Here is a 19,141-nt window from a genome sequence, read left to right on the forward strand (position 1 = left end):
TAAATATTAAGCCCTTTGAGAAATCTTAGGGCTTTTTTTAGCCCATTATCATTCCTACAATAGTTGCAGACATTAAAGAAGCTAAGGTTCCTGCTAGCAAGGCACGAAATCCGAATTTAGAAAGAAACTCGCGTTTATTGGGCGCCAAACCACCGATACCACCAATCTGTATACCAATGGATGCAAAATTGGCAAATCCACATAGCATATAGGTGGCCATAATAATTGACTTACCATTACTTAAGGCTCCAGTGGACTTAAACTCGGCCAAACTAGTATATCCCACAAATTCACTAGCAATAATCTTTTCTCCTAAGAGCTGACCCACCATTGCAATATCCTGAGATGGGACACCAATAAGCCACATCAAGGGTGCAAGGCAGTAGCCTAAGATAAATTCCAAGTTAAAATGTGCATATTGGCCGTTGGTTAACTGCTCAATCGAAGCATTTAAACTTGTCCACTCACCAACCTTGTCAAAGCCATAATTAATTAGCGCAATAAAAGCGAAGAACACCAATAACATGGCGCCCACATTTGCTGCCAACTTTAAGCCTTCGGTGGTACCATTACTCATGGCATCAAGTATATTGCTTCCTATTTTGTCCATCGATATTTTAATCTCCGATCTAATTTCTTCGGTTTGAGGAACGAGTATTTTAGAAATAACAATGGCTCCTGGCGCTGCCATAACCGATGCGGTTAATAAATGCTTGGCAAACATTAATCGTTGAGCAGGATCATCTCCTCCTAAAAAGCCAATATAAGCGGCTAAAACACCACCTGCTACAGTTGCCATACCGCCTACCATCACTAAAAACATTTCGGAGGCATTCATCTTTGGCAAGTAGGCCTTTATCATTAATGGAGCTTCTGTTTGACCAAGAAAAATATTGCCTGCCACCGATAAACTTTCCGCTCCTGATAGCTTCATCGCTTTTGTTAACAGCCATGCTAAAGCCCATACAAACTTCTGTATAACACCAAGGTAAAACAACACACTTGTTAAGGCTGAAAAGAAAATTATAGTAGGTAAAATTTGGAAAGCAAAAATAAATCCAAAGGTTGATGCATCAAGCAGATCGCCTAATAAAAACACGGTTCCATCTTTTGTAAAGTCAAGCACCAAGGTAAAAAGCTTACCAAAAAACTCGAAAATGCTCTGAACGAACGGAACGTACAAAACACAAACGGCCAGCAAAACTTGTATAATTAAACCAATACCAACTACTTTCCAAGAGATTGCCTTTCTATTAAGACTAAACAACCAAGCAATTCCAATTAACACGCCCATTCCGAGTACTCCGCGAAGGATACTCATAAAGTTAAACGATGCTACTGTACTTACTTCAATGGCAGAATTTGCTGTTTGCGCAAAAATAGATGGACTCAATAACAAGCAAAATAGGACAAGAAGATACTTCTTCATGGGATTAGATTAAATGGGGTAAAGGATAAAAAGATTTTATAGATGGATCGAAGTTTAAGATTCTCTTCGATTTATTTCATCGCGTATTTGTGAAGCCTTTTCATAATCTTCGGCCATAATAGCGTCATTCAATGCACTCTGCAACTCTTCTATTGTCTTAGACTCATAATCTCCACCTGGCTTATCACTCTCCACCTTTTCTATTGGCATAATTGAGTGTCCTTCTTCTTTCTTATCAAAATCAAGTACAATACCAGCCTTCTCAATAATATCTTCGTAAGTATATATAGGGCAAGCAAAACGTAGAGCCAAAGCAACGGCATCAGAAGTACGAGAGTCAATATGTAACTGCTCATCGCCTTTTTTACACACTAACTCGGAGTAAAAAATGCCTTCTTCTAATTTATAAATAATTACCTCAGTAATTTCTATACTAAACGATTTGGAGAAATTCAGAAACAAATCATGAGTCAAAGGCCTTGGAGGTTCTAAACCCTCGAGCTTGATAGCAATGGACTGAGCTTCTACACCACCAATAATAATGGGAATACGTCGTTCTCCATCTTCTTCAGACAATACCAATGCATAGGCTCCTGACTGAGTTTGGCTATATGATAAACCAAGAATATTTAGCTTGATTTTTTTTCTACTCATAATCGCATAATAGATTTTGACTCTTTGTATACCATCAATGCAAAGCAATAAAAGAGTGGATTAGTTAACTTTTTTTGCATTAAAACAAATATAGTAATTACTTTTTAACAATGGTTGATAAGCGCTTTTTTAAAAGTAATAGACTACCTTTATCATTGGTAAAAAACTTATTTTCAGGCCTAAGAAAGTATTTTTATTTGGCACACACAGTAATTTTGTCTACTTTTGCACTCCATTGAAATCCTGAGGGGTAGAAAAAGTGGCTTTTAAAGTAGGCCCACCTCCTGGAGAAAACCATAAAAATTGTGACATGTACGCAATTGTTGACATTGCTGGACAGCAATTTAAAGTTGAAAAAGAGAGAAAAATCTTTGTGCATCGATTGAGTGCCGATGAAGGCGCTACAATTGAATTTGAAAAAGTACTTTTAACAGACAACGAAGGAGACGTTAAAATTGGCGCTCCAGTTGTAGAAGGTGCTAAAGTAACTGCGAAAGTTTTATCACACGTAAAAGGTGATAAAGTGATCGTCTTCAAAAAGAAAAGAAGAAAAGGTTACAAAAAGAAGAACGGACATCGTCAGTGCTTCACCCAAATTCAAATTGAAGAAATCGTAGGTTAATACTCAAAAAATTAGAATAAGATGGCACATAAGAAAGGCGTCGGTAGTTCGAAGAACGGTAGAGAGTCGGAAAGTAAACGACTTGGCGTAAAAATTTATGGCGGTCAAGCTGCCAAAGCAGGAAACATCCTTGTTAGACAACGAGGAACACAGCACCATCCAGGTGAAAACGTAGGTATGGGAAAAGACCACACCTTGTTTGCCTTAATTAATGGTAAAGTTGCTTTCCGCAAGAAAAAAGACAACAGATCTTATGTTTCAGTAGAACCATTTACTGCTGAATAAGACTCTTGAAAACATTATTAAATCTCCTGTTTTTATTACTTTCGTAATAATTTCAGGAGATTTTTTTTACACGCTAACAATATGACATCATGTTGACGCTTAAATTCATTCAGGATAATAAAGAATTAGTCGTTGAACGACTGAAAATAAAGAACTTCGACGCAGCTAGCATTGTCGAAACTATTATTGAACTTGACAACCGCCGCAAGGCAACTCAGGTAGAAGCCGAATCGTTTCAAAAAGAAATGAATGGCCTATCCAAAGAGATTGGTCAATTATTTAAGGCTGGTAAAGCGCAAGAAGCAAACGAAGCTAAAGCACGCACTGGCGAGCTAAAAGATAAAATCAAAGAGCTTAATACTTCCCTGGATGAAATTACTGCTCAATTGAACGAAGAGTTGGTGTCTTTGCCAAATATTCCTAATGAAATAGTTCCTCCAGGAAAGGGTGAAGATGAAAATGTTGAGGTGGAGAGCGGTGGCAGTATGCCTCAATTGGAAGAAAAAGTACCGCACTGGGATCTAATCAAGAAGTACGACCTAATTGATTTTGAGTTAGGTACAAAAATCACAGGAGCAGGGTTTCCGGTTTACAAAGGCAAAGGTGCTCGTTTACAACGTGCCTTAATCAACTTCTTTTTAGATGAAGCTGACAAGGCTGGATATAACGAAGTAATTCCACCATTATTGGTTAACGAAGACTCGGGCTTTGGCACTGGTCAGTTACCTGATAAGGAAGGTCAGATGTATCACGCTACAGCCGATAATTTGTACCTTATTCCTACAGCTGAAGTACCTGTTACTAATATATTCCGCGATGTGATTTTAAAGGCTTCAGAAATGCCGGTTAAGCACTGTGCATACTCAGCTTGCTTCCGTCGCGAGGCTGGATCTTGGGGATCTCACGTACGCGGACTAAACCGTTTACACCAGTTCGACAAGGTTGAGATCGTACAAGTGGCCCATCCAGATGAATCATACAAAATATTAAAATCAATGGTTCAGCACGTACAGTCGATTATTGAGAAACTGGAGTTACCATGGCGCTTGCTACGTCTTTGTGGTGGCGACTTAAGCTTCACATCGGCATTAACATACGATTTTGAAGTATACTCAGCTGCTCAAGAGCGTTGGTTAGAGGTTAGTTCGGTATCTAATTTCGAAAGTTATCAGGCCAACCGTTTAAAGTTACGCTACAAAGAAGATGGTGAGAAAAAAGCACAATTAGCACACACCTTAAACGGAAGTGCATTGGCCTTGCCACGTATTGTTGCTGCTATTCTTGAAAACAATCAAACACCTGAGGGCATTAAGGTACCTGCTGCTTTAGTTCCTTATACAGGCTTCGATATTATTAAATAATATTTCAATTAAGCATCAAGGTAAACACAGAGTGTAACTATCTTGATGCTTTTTTTACACTCATCTCAATACGATTACCATGTATATATTCAACACCACCTTCATGATTGACAATTCCATTACTGACGATTGGAAGCAATGGATGAACCGTAATTACATTCCTACCATGAAAGATTTGGTAAAAGAGCTAAGGGTTGAGTTATACGAAGTGATGGCAGTGGTTCAAGAGGGTAACACCAATTACTCGTGTCAAATGCAATGTACTAAACCTGAAGACATAGACACTGTTAATAAATACAATGCCATATTGGTGGATAACATCAAAGGTAAATTTGGCGATAAATGCCTTACATTTAGTTCTATCCTAAATGAACTAAAACTTGGCTAAAGAACGGATTATATTAGGCATCGATCCTGGCACCACCGTAATGGGCTATGGTATTATTCGTGCAGTTGGAAATAAAGCCGAGATGATGACCATGGGCGTGTTAGAATTGCACAAGTACGGCGATCATTACACCAAACTTAAGAAAATATTTGAGCGCGTAGTTCAGCTGGTAGACACCTATCACCCTGATGAATTATCAATTGAAGCACCTTTTTTTGGTAAGAACGTACAATCGATGTTAAAACTAGGGCGTGCACAAGGTGTTGCCATGGCAGCAGGCCTGTCACGATCGGTACCAATTTTCGAATATGCCCCTTTAAAAATAAAACAAGCCATAACAGGCAATGGACGTGCCTCAAAAGAACAAGTAGCTTTGCTACTGCAAAACCTACTTAAGATAGGCGAAATGCCAAAATACCTGGATGCAACAGATGGACTGGCAGCCGCCTATTGTCACTTTTTGCAAAACCAACGCATCAACATTAGTGGTGGCGCCAAAAGCTGGAAAGAATTCATGAGTAAGAATCCTGGCAGAGTAAAAAAATAACTATGCACAATTGGGCATAGCTACTTCCCTATCAGTGATTTTCCCGTATACAGGAAAATACAAATAGCTACAATACTTTACGCTCGAATAACTATTATAAATCGTAAATACTTTTTGTTTTTGGTCGCTCTTTACGCAATTGTTCGTAATTGAATTGACGCTGCGACTCAATAAAAATAGGGGTAAAATTCTCCTTGGGCGATGGTGATGGAGACAGCCTTAATTTTTGAGTGGGATCAATAACAAAATACGCCGGTAAAGCTTTGATTCGGTAATCAATTGCCACAGTAGGCATGGCGCCATAATGCAGAAAGTCCCAGCGGTATTTATTATCTTTAATCAGCTTCTTGGCATTTGTAGGATCTTCATCCATAATAACCGTTACAATGGTCAGTTCCCTTCGCAGTTGCTTGGATAGCACATTGAGCAGCATTAGCTCCTCTTTACAAGTATGATTACTGGTGTGCATAAAGTTTAAGTACACAAACTTTCCTTTATAATCACTTAAGGATTTCTCTCTGCCATCGAGGCGAAACAGAGTGAATTGGGGTGCAGCACTCCCCTCTCGCAACCAGATTACTTGTCGGTACAAACCTTTTGCAACATCTTTGATTGTTAGGCTTGCTCCATACTCACTGGCTTGTTCTATCAGATCTATAATTTGACCTTGCTCGTATCGGCCTGAATAAAAGGCATCGTACAGGCCTTTAAGCAAAACCAATTGTGCCAAATCTTTATTCCAATACAAGGTATCGGTTTGCAACACGGTGGTAAGGCTATCAAAAGAGGCTATTTGTACGTAAGCATCTTTTAAATTTTCACCACGCTTTGATGAAAAGTAATTGGTGAAGAAATTATTAAATAAGGTATTAAATGACTGTTGAAAAGAGGGCAGTGCCACATTTATAGTATCAGCTCCAAAGGTTTGTTCTATCGCCTTTCGTTTATTTCGTTTATAGCCCAGGGTTAGTAACTCACCATAAGCATATTGCTTATAGGTATTAAAATAAGCGATATCACTTTGAAAAGCACTATCCAATTGAGCTATTATGCTTTTAGCTTTAACAATATCACCCGATGAAAAAATTTGAACCGCATTGGAATTATACATTCTTTTTAGCTCAGAATCGAACTGCATAAATAACATATTCAGAGACTGAGCATCGTCATTGGCAATACCTAATTCTATAAGCTCCGGCTTATAATATGGATTAAAACGTTCTGCATCGGTACGAGGCTGAAAAGGCGGCAGTATTAATTCATAAGTCTGACCAGGCTCTAAAAAAATATAGCCCTCGTATTTACCCATATCAATGCTCACATGCGTAATCTGGCTGATTTCAATACTTTGTTCAAATTCACCATTTTCTTCTACGCGGATAACCATCACATCGGTCTCTTCAAAAGAAATGGGGTTAACTACTTTACGAACCACCAGATTGTAACCCGCATATTCGGGTGCAAGGCCCTTTACCGTCGTCCATTGTGGTAACGATTGTGCTTGCAATAGCAAAGCACCGAACAAATAAACAACGAGGAAGCCTAAGCGCATTATAAGTACTTTTGAATATTAATTTTAATGGCATCGGGTAGGAATTGCCCTGCATCGCCACCGTGCTTTACAATATCGCGCACAATAGAACTGTTAACTGGCGTATGCTCAGGTGTGGTTAATAAAAACACAGAGTCAATACCACTCATGGCTTTATTTACCTGCGCAATAGCACGCTCGTATTCAAAATCGGCAGCAGTGCGTATGCCTCGTAAAATATGCGTACACTCAACTTCTTTGGCGAATTCTACGGTTAAGCCTTCGTATTTTTCTACACTTACTCTATCGTCATCAACAAAAACATCGCGAATCCATTGCATGCGATCTTCCAAAGGGAAAAAATCTCTTTTGTTGGAATTAAAGCCTACGGCTATGATTATTTTATCGAACAAGCTTAAACCTCGTCGTACAACATCTTCGTGACCAACAGTAAACGGATCAAATGATCCTGGGAATATGGCTGTATTCATGCTAACATAGGTTATCAACCCTTATTGTTTCACAGGATTGTATTAATGATTTTGATTGGCAGAGATAATTTAATAAACACCTCCATCTATCAATAAAAATGTAAAATTTGGAAAAATTAGCCGCTCAAACAAGTTATCGACTGTTTATCTACCAAAACTTAATTTTTGCCGCTGCAAAAGCAGACATACGCAAAAGAATTAAACCATGGCTAAAGCGTGAAATATTGGTATCGCCATACTTGCGCTCGCGATAACGAATAGGTAAATCCACAATTTTTAAGTTTAGTTTGTATGCACCAAACAGCAAATCGAAATCACCAAAGGGATCGAAATCACCAAAGAATGAACGATTCTTAGCCAACTTCACATAGTCGTTTTTAAACATCACTTTGGTTCCACACAGGGTATCTTTAATTGGACGTTCCAATATCCAGCTAAACAGGCGTGAGAAAAAATGATTCCCAATGGTATTAAGCGAGCGCATGGCATTTTTCTCCATGGGATAAACCAAACGAACACCATTAATAAATTCGCCTTTACCCCTTGATATAGCATTATAAAATTTAGGTAAATCTTCTGGAGGTACTGTTAGGTCGGCATCTAATATCATTAGAATATCTCCCTCGGCTGCTGCATAACCTTTGCGCACGGCATCGCCTTTACCTTTACCATCTTGCTGCATAATTTTAATGCGATGCGTGTCTTTGTACTTATCAGCCATCTCCTGGATTTTATCCCAGGTATCATCGCTTGAATTACCTTCAACAAAAATCAACTCGGTAAATTTACCCATAGCTGGCGTTCGCATTATGGCCTCTTCGATATTACCGCTTTCATTACGTGCCGGCACAACAACAGATACCGAATACCGCTTATCGACTTCTGCCTGAGGCAAGCGCGGTGGAAAAGGGCGTGCAAACACAAACTGGTTCAATCCGAATAACTGAAAAAACGGTAGGCGCGCAACAAAACGATTCATCAAACCCGAAAGCAAAGGTATGCGATAGGGCATTAGCATGCTTCGATTTGTCTTATAGGCATCGAAATCTGAGAGATAAAGCAAATTAGCAATGTCGCCATTCGACAACCAATTTTGCTCAGGCGTACGTTTTTTGATTCTTAAAAATTCGGCCATCCGGATAATAGGCTCCCACAACCTGTTGTAATAGGTTACAATGATTCGCGTCTGCTCGTGGCACACTTTCTTCAGCTCATTAAAAACGTGTTCAATATCATCTGTTACACCAATCAGGTTGGATAAAATAACCACATCAAACTTCTCTGTAAGCTGAATGTCTTCAGCAGCCATCAATTCAAAGCGAATATCAGGATATTGTTGTTTGGCCTGATTAAGGATTGGTTCGCAAAAATCAATACCTAACTTATTTTTGCCCTTAATAGCAGATAAGAGCTCACCTGAACCACAACCTATTTCGAGCACAGAATTTTCTTCCTGTATATAGTAGTTGCAATAACGTGTTATTGAGTCCCAATAATAGGCTCTTCTTTTTCGGTACTTAATCCAATTCGATGCTCTGGATTCAAAATAAGCACGTCGTTCTTGGTTCACTTTCATCACCCTTAATTATGCTGATTGATTGTTTTATTTGGCTGCCTCGTAATCGATTCGAAACAAATAGGCCGGCTCTATTTTACCAATTTGATGTTCCATTTTAATGGCTCGAGGATATTTTTTTGATATTACGTACAAGTAACGTTGCAAGGTATTTATTGTTTGGCCGTTGTTTATCCGTGGATTCTTGCGTAAGCTGGCCATTATCACATGGCTTACATTACGGTCTTTTAACCTTTTTAATAAGGCATCGGCATCATTCGACTCAAAACGGTAAATACCATAAAACTTTTTACCATTACCATAAATACGAGCCATATTTGGTTTCCGAACCGCCACATAGCTTTCCTTGGGCAATTCTTTACCTACATACTCGGCCATGGATAAATAATGACGCCAATCATCGGTATATCCCTCGTATAAATCTCCGTTTAGATTTTTTCGCAAGGTTAGTAAGTCAATTTTATCAAATGATTGTAGAGCAGATCCTGATAAACTCACGAACACTAAAGCCAACAAAACATATTGTGACCATTTGCCCGTTAATAGTTTAGTCAGTTGCCTCAAACCATAGATTAACACCATAATCATAAATGGCATGTAAGGTGTGATTAGGCGATATTGATCCCATATTTTTTGCAACACCACAAAGGTTGTTCCCAACATTACAGCTGAGTACACACCCACAAAAAACAAGTATTTATTTTTAGTAAAAGATTTATAAACACCAAATAAAAAGATGCCATACAAAAGTAAAGTAAGGCCAGATGAAAGACTTAAAACAGTAGCAGATCGTAAACCTACCATGCGCAAAAAGTGCTTTGACAAATAGAGTTTTGAATTATCAATAAAACGCATAAAAAAACCACCCAGCGTTTCTTTGCCTTGATCCATTTGATAAGGGTGCTTATACATTAAAGTGCTTGCCTGCCCATCATCGAAGAAACCATTTTGCCAAATAGCTACCTTAACCAGCAACACTACTGCCAAAAGGACAAAAAAGCCACCCAATATCCATAGCGTTTCTTTATACCGTTTATTAAGTATAAAAAACAACAACACCGACACCAATACACCAACACCAATGGTACGTGTCATTACCGTTAATAAAACTGCAGCACTAAGTAATAATAATTGCTTATAGTTAGTCCCTTTATCGTAAATGCGAAAAGTTAAAGCGAACACTGGCAATTGTAATAAAATAAATAGCCCCTCGCTGTAGGTTTGACTAGTGAAATAAACGTAGTAACTACTAACGGAAGCTAATAATAAAGTAGCAAACAAAAGGCTATAACGGATACGTTGTTTAAATACTTTGTAAAAGCCCCACATACTTGCCAGCATTACCACAAAGGACGACAACTTAAGGATGCCCAAATTAACACCAAAAACACCGATGACGAGCGATAAAAACATGGGATAAACTGGCCCTTGAAAAGATGGATAACGTCCCTCTTTTATGAAATTAACAGCCCGTATAATGTAGGTACTGTCGTCTCCACCCTCGCTCACACGCATGTTAAATAATAAAGCCGAGAACAATGTAAACACAAGTAATATGCCCATCATTATCTGAAGCTGATATAACGAACACCAGGCTTCTAGCTTATCCAGGAGGTTTGGCGCAATAGTCTTTTCCTTTTTCATAGGCTATTAAAGATCCTTTTTGTGCGATGTATTAACAAATAGAACATTACTCATATCGCCATATTCAATTAATAAATCTGGATTATCCTTAACCTGTTCTGGTTTAAAGCCAACTACCACTAAGTCAGCATCTGAGCTGTGCTCCATCATAACCTCTTGGGCTGTTTGGCTATTTGTCATGGGCAAGAACACAACATTGGACGGAGAGATTGGCAAACGCCCTTCATGAATCAACTCCAATAATCGCTTTCGTTGGTTTTCAATCTGGCTTTCTGGGAATGTTGCAAATATTTTAATCAGCGGGCTACGCCATTCAGGATGACCAGAAATAATATAAGCCAATAGAATCATCAGGTTGGCATTTCTAAAATCATGCGCACTAATCCATACATGAATCTCATGTTTATAGCCAAACCCCTTATACGAACTATTCAGTACGCACACATCAAAACCAGTGGCCTCAAAAAGCTGATAATTATCCAAAGCATGTGTTAAGGCCTCGGGATTGCTACGCGAAAATTCAAATAAAATCAAGTTATTACCCTTACCGCTAATACCCGATAATTGAATAACCTGCGCAATAGCCGACGTATAAGACGGACTAATAATTGTATCGAGGTATACGCGACTCTGACTTCCCTCTGCCTGATGAATTAAACGCTTAAGCACATTTTGAGATTCATCGTGCGTATCCTTATTTAAAAAGCCTTTAATAAAGTGTATATAGGTACCAAAGCCATGTTTATAACATACCCAACGCAACAGATCAAATGCCGCCTGTCGCTTAAAGGAATCTTCAGACACACAAATAGCAAATGGGCGCCAATGTGTTTCATTTTCATCTTTATTGGCACGCTGAACAAATATCTGAATCTGTCGACTGATCTGGAACATAACACCCTTAAACAATTTTTCTAATCCTTGACGCTCTGGATTACTTACCGTAATGAAATAATAAGTAACAGCCATTAATAGGGATGCCAAGGCCGCATAAGTCCATTTCATTTGAAACATTAACCAAAACGAAAGGATGGCACCAATCAAAGAAAAATACCACTTGTTGTATTTAAACGTTGGTCGATAAGATGGGTCAGCAGCAAAATGCTCCAAAAATGAGATGAGACAAATAAATCCATAGGTAATCATGAAAAACATGGAAATAATCTCAGCAACAAAATTAACATCTCCAATTATGATGAAGAAATAAGCAATCACGATGGTAATAATACTGCCATTAATGGGCTCATTATCTTGTTGTCGCCCTTTGGCTATCCAATTATTAAAATTATCGAATGGCATGATGCAGTCGAAACCGATTGCTTGTAACGTTCGTGGTGCCACTAATAACGAGCCAATGGCCGATGATAAACAGGCAGCTCCCAAACCGATAGGAATGATAGGGCCCCAAATAGCAATTTTTGACATAATCAGTTGGTCACTCTGCATATCTTCGGGCGTGGCAGATGCCGCCAATTTAAATGCTACAATTATGTAGATGACCATACCAACAACTGTTGCTAACAAGGTTCCTTTAGGAATCGCTTTTTTAGGATCTTTTAAATCACCAGACAAACCTAAACCAGCAGCAATTCCCGTAAAAGCAGGAAAAATTATTGTGAACACAACAAAAAAGCCATTTCCGTTTGCAATGGTATTATTTAAAGAAACTTCAATACCTGGTTCAATAGGCTTACCCATTAAAAAGAAAATGATTGATACAAATAATAGTGCAACAACGCCATACAAGGCTTGCATGCCAATATTAGCACCACGTAGAATAACCACCACCGACAAGATGGTCATCAGGAATAAGGTTACTATCTTTTTAAATATTACTGGATCAAGCTCAAATGGTAAATAGGGAATTAAAGGATCAAAGGCCTCTCCAAAAGCAATGATATAAAATGCAACACTAACTGCTTGTGATAAAAATAAAGCTAAACCAATGGCTCCACCAATATTTAATCCGAATGAACGAGATATAATATAATAAGCACCACCTCCTTGAACACGCTGATTGGTGGCTATCTCGGCTACAGCTAAAGCTGTTGGAACCGTAACAACATGACCAATTACAATAATGGCCAACAAACCACCTAAACCAACATTGGCTAAAGCATAACCAAAACGTAAAAATAAAATTGCACCCAAAATGGTTGAGATAGCTGTCATAAAAACAGCCATGGCACCAAAGCCTGCATTCGGATTTGTTAATGATTTTTGCATAAGTTATTTATCAACTAAAACAAACCTAGTATTTTTAATTGTGACACCCAAATATCTATTTTAAGTGACAATCTTATTGAGAAAGCTCCTAAATAACTTACCAATTGTTACAATTACATTGATATGCTTATTTTTACGCAGTTAAACACATAACGTTATCGTCATTATGAAGCAATCAAAACCATCGATGCACCTGAGTAAGCAGGTAGTTATCGGCGTTCAGTTTTTATTTGTGGCCTTTGGTGCCACTGTTTTAGTTCCGCTATTAGTGGGTATCGATCCCTCTATTGCCTTGTTTTCGGCTGGTGTGGGAACTTTAATTTTTCACTTAATTACCAAAGGTAAAGTACCTGTTTTCTTAGGCAGTAGTTTCGCATTTATTGCGCCAATTGTTGAAGCCACCAAATTATTTGGCTTGGCAGGAACTCTTTCGGGACTAATCGCGGTAGGTATCGTTTACATTGGTATGTCGGCACTTATAAAAGCACAAGGATTAAGGTTTATCGAGCGCTTATTCCCATCAGTGGTTGTTGGACCAGTAATTATGGTTATTGGATTATCGTTAGCATCAGTAGGTGTAGACATGGCTAAAACTGATTGGATAATAGCAGTTGTATCACTGTTAACAGCTATCATCGTTGTAATCTATACCAAAGGTTTAATTAAGCTCATCCCAATCTTTCTGGGAATTGTTGCTGGTTATAGCCTTTCATTAATTTTGGGCAAGGTTGATTTTACACCAATTCAAGAAGCAGCATGGTTTTCATTACCACCATTTGTTATGCCTGAGTGGAGTTGGAAAGCCATTGTTTATATGATTCCTGTAGCTATTGCTCCGTTAATTGAACATGTTGGAGATATGTACGCAATAGGAGCTGTTGCTGATAAGAACTATGTGAAAGATCCTGGTTTACACAGAACCATGCTTGGTGATGGTATTGCAACGTCTTTTGCTGCCTTAATTGGTAGTGTTCCTAACACCACTTATTCTGAGGTTACAGGAGCTATTTCACTTACGAAAATTACGGATCCGAAAATACTTCGTATCTCAGCCATAACAGCCATTTGCTTTTCATTAATTGGTAAAGTTAGTGGATTATTAAAATCCATTCCTCAAGCTGTACTGGGTGGCATTATGCTGCTTTTATTTGGTATGATTGCCAGCGTTGGTATTCGCACTTTAGTTGAGTCAAAAGCTGATATCACTAAAACTCGTAACCAAGTTATCATTTCCATCATTTTAACAGTTGGTATTGGAGGTGCTGTTATTGATTTTGGTAACTTCTCATTGGCTGGTATAGGTTTGGCATCCTTGGTTGGAGTTGTTCTCAACCTCGTTTTACCTGATACATCGAAACCAGTTCATATGGATGATGAACATTAAGAAACTACTTATATATAAACACAAGGGGCGATGCATTAATGCATCGCCCCTTGTGTTTATATAAATAGCATTAACCTACAAATGCAATAAAGAAAACTAATAATGCAAGAGCAAGTAATCCAGCGATTAAAAGTCTGGCAAAACTACCATCTAGCTTCATTCGCATAAATGATGTAAATACGATTGCTCCACTAACAACTGCCAAGCCAACGGTAAATACAACATTCAAATACCCTAGATTCAACTGGCTTAAACCTGTTGAAATAACTGTAAGTAGCACTAAAGCTAAAAATATTAAAGTGTAAAACTTTGAAGTACCTATATTCTGATTATCCATAATTGTATTGTTTGAAATTCAAAAAGCTATAATAAATAAAACAAAGGAAACAGTAATACCCATATTAAAGTAGCCAAGTGCCAATAGCTTGATGTTTTAGTAAGTAAGGTGTAATTATTAGCATTCAGCTCATTGTTATTAACTTTTACAGTAGCATATGTCAACATCACATAACCAGCTAATAAATGCAGTGCATGCAAGCCTGTCATAAAAAAGTACAAGCCATAGAATAACACATCACCATGCCCCAATCTAGCCAACTCTTCACTACCAGGGAACAGGCCGAAATCTATGCGTCCTTTCCATTCGAAATAGCGATTCACCAAAAACATAAAACCAATAAACAATGTTATTAGAAGCCAAAAGATGGCTGCCATCTTATTTCCTTTTCTAACAGCTATGCCTGAGTAGGCCATTGTAAGGCTTGCCCCAAGTATTATTATGGTATTTAAAACGCCAGATGTGATACTTAACTCGGAAGCGGCTAAATCAAATGCAACTGCATTGTTATAGCGATAAACAGCATAAAGCAAGAATAACCCAACAAATAATAACAGCTCAATAAAGATAAACAAGGTCACGCCACTTAGGACTGAATCTTTAGGCTTTGATATATTACCTGTCATAGAAAATGATTGACTCATAAGATGATAATTTAGTAAACGACTTTTTTCTACTATGTTAAAACGATAAAAATATATAAAAGTATTTAATTACTTCTTTTATTGATTGAATTCTTTCATTTTATATAATATGACCGTTTGAATGGTAATAACAAACTAAAGCATCCAAAGTTTTAAAGCATGAGCACAAAAAAAAGAGTCACCCAACAATTGGATGACTCTTTCTATATTTTCAAAACGTATTTCTTATTTTAACCAACCAAGAATGGTTTGACGTCCTGTTACTTTCTGATCCAGTTCAACATCAATGCGTGTATCAAGAGGTAAGTATAAATCTACACGTGAACCAAACTTAATAAAACCAGTTTGTTGCCCTTGTGTTACCGTTGTTTCTTCTTTGGCATAACAAACGATTCTGCGTGCCATTGCTCCAGCTACTTGGCGGAATAGTATTTGAGTCCCTTTATCATTTTCTACTACAACCGTTGTTCTTTCATTTTCGGTAGATGACTTTGGTAGATAAGCAGCCATAAAACGTCCATTATGATGACGAAAATACTTAACAACACCTTTAATTGGAAACCAGTTAATGTGTACATTAAATACAGACATGAAAATAGAAACTTGAATACATTTGGTTTTTAAATATTCGGTTTCTTCCACTTCTTCAATCGTTACAATCTTTCCATCGGCGGGAGCAACAATAGCACCATCTTGGATAATTGCTTCACGTTTAGGATTACGAAAGAAATTCAAAACCAAAGCAAATACTGCAAACGATGCTAATGCTGCGAAATTAGTTACTTCGATACCTGCTAAAAAATAAATTCCTGTATTAATAGCCAGTAAAACTATCAGCACTAAAAAAATTGTTCCGTATCCTTCCTTGTGAATCGTCATCTTCCTTTAATCTTTTTTTCAATTATGTAAATAAAACAAATAGCGCAAATACCATTGGTGCAGCAAATAAAACAGCATCAAAACGATCTAATATACCACCATGACCAGGTAATATGGATCCAGAATCTTTAATATCAACGTTGCGCTTTAACATTGACTCAACTAAATCCCCTATTGTTCCAAAAGTAGACACTAATATGGCCGCACCTATCCATACGCCTAATGATGCAATATCAGTAAGCCTGAAAATAAATACAGCAGCTACTATTGTAAAAAGAACGCCACCAATAAAACCTTCCCATGTTTTTTTGGGCGAAATACGTTCGTATAATTTATGCTTTCCAATGCTTACTCCAACGAGATAAGCCCCACTATCGTTACACCAAACAAGTATAAAAAATCCTAAAATTATCGAAGCCTCAAAACTACCTAAAACAAAGCCTGTTAAGTACAAGAACGACAAAGGCAATGAAATATAAATAGGTACCAATAAGGTTAATGCAATACGTTGAAACGGATGTTCTCCACCTTTAAATAACTCATAGATAAAAGGTAACCAAACAAGTGGCATCAGAACTACGAACCAACTTCGTTCAATCATGCCCTCCGAATCTAAAAAAACCAATATCTGAAAAGATAATCCCAGCAGAATGGATGCAAATATATTTAACGATCCATATTTACGTTCCAACAAGCTTCCCAACTCGATCATACCAAGTACAGCAACCAATAGGCAAACCAAAAAGAAAGCAATATGATGAAAGAAAATAGACCCGGCTACCGCTGCTACAAAAAGGGTACCCGTTAAAGTGCGCTGTATGAAATTATTCATTGATTATTTTTAGTGCTGCAAAGTTAATATATCCTATCAAAAAAGAAAATTGCACTTTTTTGTATTCTACTCATACTTACACCTACGCACAGTACGTTTTTTGAAATCTTTTTAGCAATTGGTCATCGATAAAAAGATTGGTACAAAAAAAACGGATCAACTTCTTTCAAAGTTGATCCGTGTATATCTATAAGGCACTTGAACGTATTTGTGCTTTATCTAAAATTTTAATTTACTGTTCAGGGGCATCCGAAGTCGGGCCTTTTTCAGCTGAGGCGTCCTTATCATTTGCCTCATCTTCTATAGTCACATCTTTTGCTTCTTCAGTTTCAACCTCATCTTCATCGTCCTCTTCAATCACATGCTCCGAAAGTTTTCTCTTTCCAAAAATCTTTTCAAGATCTTCACTGAAGATAACTTCCTTTTCAAGTAATAGCTCAGCTAATTTGGTATGTTTATCGTGATTCTGAACCAAAATTTCTTTGGCACGCTTGTACTGCACATCCACAATATCGCCTACTTCAGAATCCATCAATTCAGCTGTTTTTTCACTATATGGCTTACCAAAAGAGTACTCAGACTGGCCTGATGAATCGTAGTAACTAAGGTTACCCACTTTATCACTCATGCCGTAGTACGAAACCATGGCATAAGCCTGTTTTGTTACTTTTTCAAGATCGTTTAAGGCGCCGGTACTAATTTTTCCAAACATAATTTCTTCGGCAGCTCTTCCTCCTAATGTAGAACACATCTCATCTAGAATCTGCTCTGTTGTGGTTAATTGACGCTCTTCGGGCAAGTACCAAGCTGCACCCAATGCCTTTCCTCGAGGTACGATAGTTACTTTTACTAATGGATGAGCATGCTCCAATAACCAACTAATGGTGGCATGTCCAGCTTCGTGATAGGCAATCGCCGTTTTCTCACTCTTCGAAATAATCTTATTTTTCTTCTCAAGACCACCTACAATACGATCGACAGCACTTAAAAAGTCTTCTTTTTCAACAATCTTTTTATCGTTACGAGCAGCTATCAGAGCAGCCTCATTACACACATTGGCAATATCGGCACCCGAGAAACCAGGTGTTTGCTTGGCTAAAAATTTGCTTTCCACATCGTCGCTTAAACGCAAAGGACGAAGATGCACTTCAAAAATGGCTTTACGCTCTTTCAAGTCTGGTAACTCAACATGTATTTGCCTATCAAAACGACCAGCACGCATCAAGGCTCTATCTAAAATATCGGCACGGTTGGTAGCAGCCAAAATAATAACACCACTATTGGTTCCAAAACCATCCATTTCGGTTAGTAATTGGTTCAATGTGTTCTCGCGCTCATCATTGGCTCCCATATTAGGACTTTTACCACGGGCACGACCAATAGCATCAATCTCATCGATAAATACGATACACGGAGATTTCTCTTTTGCTTTCTTAAAAAGATCACGTACACGACTGGCTCCAACTCCAACAAACATTTCAACAAAGTCAGAACCTGACATACTGAAAAATGGCACGTTTGCTTCTCCTGCTACAGCTTTAGCTAGCAATGTTTTTCCGGTTCCCGGAGGTCCTACCAAAAGGGCACCTTTTGGAATTTTACCACCTAACTCGGTATATTTTTCGGGCTTTTTTAGGAACTGAACAATCTCTTCGAGCTCCGTTTTGGCTTCAACTAAGCCAGCCACATCTTTAAAATTCACATTGATGGACGATTCTTTGTCGAACATTTTAGCTTTTGACTTGCCCACATTGAAAATATTACCAGCTCCGCCAGCTCCTCCGGCACCTCCACCCATTCGGCGAAAAATAAATACCCAGATGGCTACCAATAATAACAATGGCCACATAAATGTGAAGAATTCTCCTAAAAAGTCGGTGCGCGATTCATAATCAACCGGAATACTTTCTCCCAATTCAACCTCAGCAACTGCTAAAGCCTCATCAAACTTATCAATGGTTGACAAATTAAAAGTAAAGTGAGGTCCAGCGGCTGGTGGTCCAGAGTTTGTTAAGTTCTCACTAAAAAGATGCTTATACTTATCAAGCATGTCCTCGGCAATGGTTACCTCTGCAACACCTTCGTTACGTATAACGATGATCTTGTCAATATCTCCACCAACTAGAATCTCTTTCTTAAAATCGCTGTAAGTAATCTTATGTGGTCCTTGTCCAAAATCCATCCTACTAACCATTAGCAGTGCGATGGCAATTAAACCATAGGCCCAATAAAGATTGAACTTAGGAAACTTCGATTTTTCCTTGTCGTTTCCTTGTGTATTTGGTTTTCCGTCTGACATTTTTTACGTTCT

Annotated in this window: 18 protein-coding genes; 6 read left to right on the forward strand and 12 right to left on the reverse strand. The window is 38.1% G+C overall.

Features of this window, described 5'->3' with window-relative positions; all coding sequences use genetic code 11:
- Window positions 1-37 precede the first annotated feature (37 nt).
- Both FNN09_RS08485 and FNN09_RS08490 read right to left on the reverse strand, forming a co-directional pair.
- Window positions 38-1,429, reverse strand: coding sequence for a NupC/NupG family nucleoside CNT transporter (locus tag FNN09_RS08485; RefSeq protein WP_143301465.1), 1,392 nt, complete (start codon window positions 1,427-1,429; stop codon window positions 38-40).
- A gap of 54 nt (window positions 1,430-1,483) precedes the next feature.
- Window positions 1,484-2,083: a bifunctional nuclease family protein gene (locus FNN09_RS08490; RefSeq protein ID WP_143301467.1), complete on the reverse strand. Its 600-nt coding sequence runs from the start codon at window positions 2,081-2,083 to the stop codon at window positions 1,484-1,486.
- Between the two features lie 310 nt (window positions 2,084-2,393).
- On the opposite strand from FNN09_RS08490, the gene rplU reads away from it, so the two are divergent.
- From rplU to ruvC, 5 genes are all read left to right on the forward strand, one after another.
- A complete protein-coding gene (rplU, locus tag FNN09_RS08495) occupies window positions 2,394-2,705 on the forward strand; it encodes a 50S ribosomal protein L21 (protein ID WP_143301469.1) in 312 nt (103 codons plus the stop codon).
- A gap of 21 nt (window positions 2,706-2,726) precedes the next feature.
- Window positions 2,727-2,990, forward strand: a complete 264-nt coding sequence (rpmA, locus tag FNN09_RS08500) for a 50S ribosomal protein L27 (RefSeq protein WP_143301471.1) — start codon at window positions 2,727-2,729, stop codon at window positions 2,988-2,990.
- Window positions 2,991-3,079: 89 nt separating this feature from the next.
- Window positions 3,080-4,351, forward strand: a complete 1,272-nt coding sequence (serS, locus tag FNN09_RS08505; protein WP_143301473.1) for a serine--tRNA ligase — start codon at window positions 3,080-3,082, stop codon at window positions 4,349-4,351.
- A 79-nt stretch (window positions 4,352-4,430) separates the two neighbouring features.
- Window positions 4,431-4,739 carry a DUF4286 family protein gene (locus tag FNN09_RS08510; protein ID WP_143301475.1) on the forward strand — a complete coding sequence of 103 codons (309 nt, stop codon included), beginning with the start codon at window positions 4,431-4,433 and terminating at the stop codon, window positions 4,737-4,739.
- Window positions 4,732-5,286, forward strand: coding sequence for a crossover junction endodeoxyribonuclease RuvC (gene ruvC / locus FNN09_RS08515; protein WP_143301477.1), 555 nt, complete (start codon window positions 4,732-4,734; stop codon window positions 5,284-5,286). Before FNN09_RS08510 ends, ruvC begins: the two co-directional genes overlap by 8 nt.
- 94 nt (window positions 5,287-5,380) lie before the next feature.
- Here the strand turns inward: ruvC and FNN09_RS08520 are convergent, their stop codons facing one another.
- The 5 genes from FNN09_RS08520 to FNN09_RS08540 all read right to left on the reverse strand — a co-directional run bounded on the left by FNN09_RS08520 (window position 5,381) and on the right by FNN09_RS08540 (window position 12,754).
- Window positions 5,381-6,838 (reverse strand): TlpA disulfide reductase family protein, encoded by a 1,458-nt coding sequence (locus tag FNN09_RS08520; protein WP_143301479.1) that lies wholly within the window; start codon window positions 6,836-6,838, stop codon window positions 5,381-5,383.
- Complete coding sequence (gene coaD, locus FNN09_RS08525; RefSeq protein ID WP_143301481.1) at window positions 6,838-7,308, reverse strand: pantetheine-phosphate adenylyltransferase; 471 nt, start codon at window positions 7,306-7,308, stop codon at window positions 6,838-6,840. The genes FNN09_RS08520 and coaD overlap by 1 nt, the downstream gene beginning before the upstream one ends.
- Window positions 7,309-7,456: 148 nt before the next feature.
- Window positions 7,457-8,884 (reverse strand): glycosyltransferase, encoded by a 1,428-nt coding sequence (locus tag FNN09_RS08530; RefSeq protein WP_143301483.1) that lies wholly within the window; start codon window positions 8,882-8,884, stop codon window positions 7,457-7,459.
- Between the two features lie 27 nt (window positions 8,885-8,911).
- Entirely contained in the window at window positions 8,912-10,528 is a 1,617-nt protein-coding gene (locus FNN09_RS08535) for a glycosyltransferase family 39 protein (RefSeq protein WP_143301485.1), read from the reverse strand.
- Between the two features lie 6 nt (window positions 10,529-10,534).
- A complete protein-coding gene (locus FNN09_RS08540; protein WP_143301487.1) occupies window positions 10,535-12,754 on the reverse strand; it encodes an amino acid permease in 2,220 nt (739 codons plus the stop codon).
- Window positions 12,755-12,920: 166 nt separating this feature from the next.
- On the opposite strand from FNN09_RS08540, the gene FNN09_RS08545 reads away from it, so the two are divergent.
- The gene (locus FNN09_RS08545; protein WP_143301489.1) at window positions 12,921-14,138 is read left to right on the forward strand and encodes a uracil-xanthine permease family protein; all 1,218 of its coding nucleotides are present in this window, start codon (window positions 12,921-12,923) and stop codon (window positions 14,136-14,138) included.
- Window positions 14,139-14,208: 70 nt separating this feature from the next.
- Here FNN09_RS08545 and FNN09_RS08550 read toward each other — a convergent pair whose 3' ends face one another.
- The 5 genes from FNN09_RS08550 to ftsH all read right to left on the reverse strand — a co-directional run bounded on the left by FNN09_RS08550 (window position 14,209) and on the right by ftsH (window position 19,129).
- Window positions 14,209-14,475 carry a hypothetical protein gene (locus tag FNN09_RS08550; protein ID WP_143301491.1) on the reverse strand — a complete coding sequence of 89 codons (267 nt, stop codon included), beginning with the start codon at window positions 14,473-14,475 and terminating at the stop codon, window positions 14,209-14,211.
- Between the two features lie 26 nt (window positions 14,476-14,501).
- On the reverse strand, window positions 14,502-15,119 hold the full coding sequence (locus tag FNN09_RS08555; RefSeq protein WP_143301493.1) for a cytochrome c oxidase subunit 3: 618 nt from the start codon (window positions 15,117-15,119) through the stop codon (window positions 14,502-14,504).
- 225 nt (window positions 15,120-15,344) lie between these two features.
- Window positions 15,345-15,998: a phosphatidylserine decarboxylase family protein gene (locus FNN09_RS08560; protein ID WP_143301495.1), complete on the reverse strand. Its 654-nt coding sequence runs from the start codon at window positions 15,996-15,998 to the stop codon at window positions 15,345-15,347.
- 22 nt (window positions 15,999-16,020) lie between these two features.
- Window positions 16,021-16,830 (reverse strand): phosphatidate cytidylyltransferase, encoded by an 810-nt coding sequence (locus FNN09_RS08565; protein WP_143301497.1) that lies wholly within the window; start codon window positions 16,828-16,830, stop codon window positions 16,021-16,023.
- Window positions 16,831-17,062: 232 nt separating this feature from the next.
- Entirely contained in the window at window positions 17,063-19,129 is a 2,067-nt protein-coding gene (gene ftsH, locus FNN09_RS08570) for an ATP-dependent zinc metalloprotease FtsH (protein ID WP_143301499.1), read from the reverse strand.
- Between the last annotated feature and the right edge of the window lie 12 nt (window positions 19,130-19,141).

Source organism: Carboxylicivirga sp. M1479 (assembly GCF_007097485.1).
Taxonomy (GTDB): Bacteria; Bacteroidota; Bacteroidia; order Bacteroidales; family Marinilabiliaceae; genus Carboxylicivirga.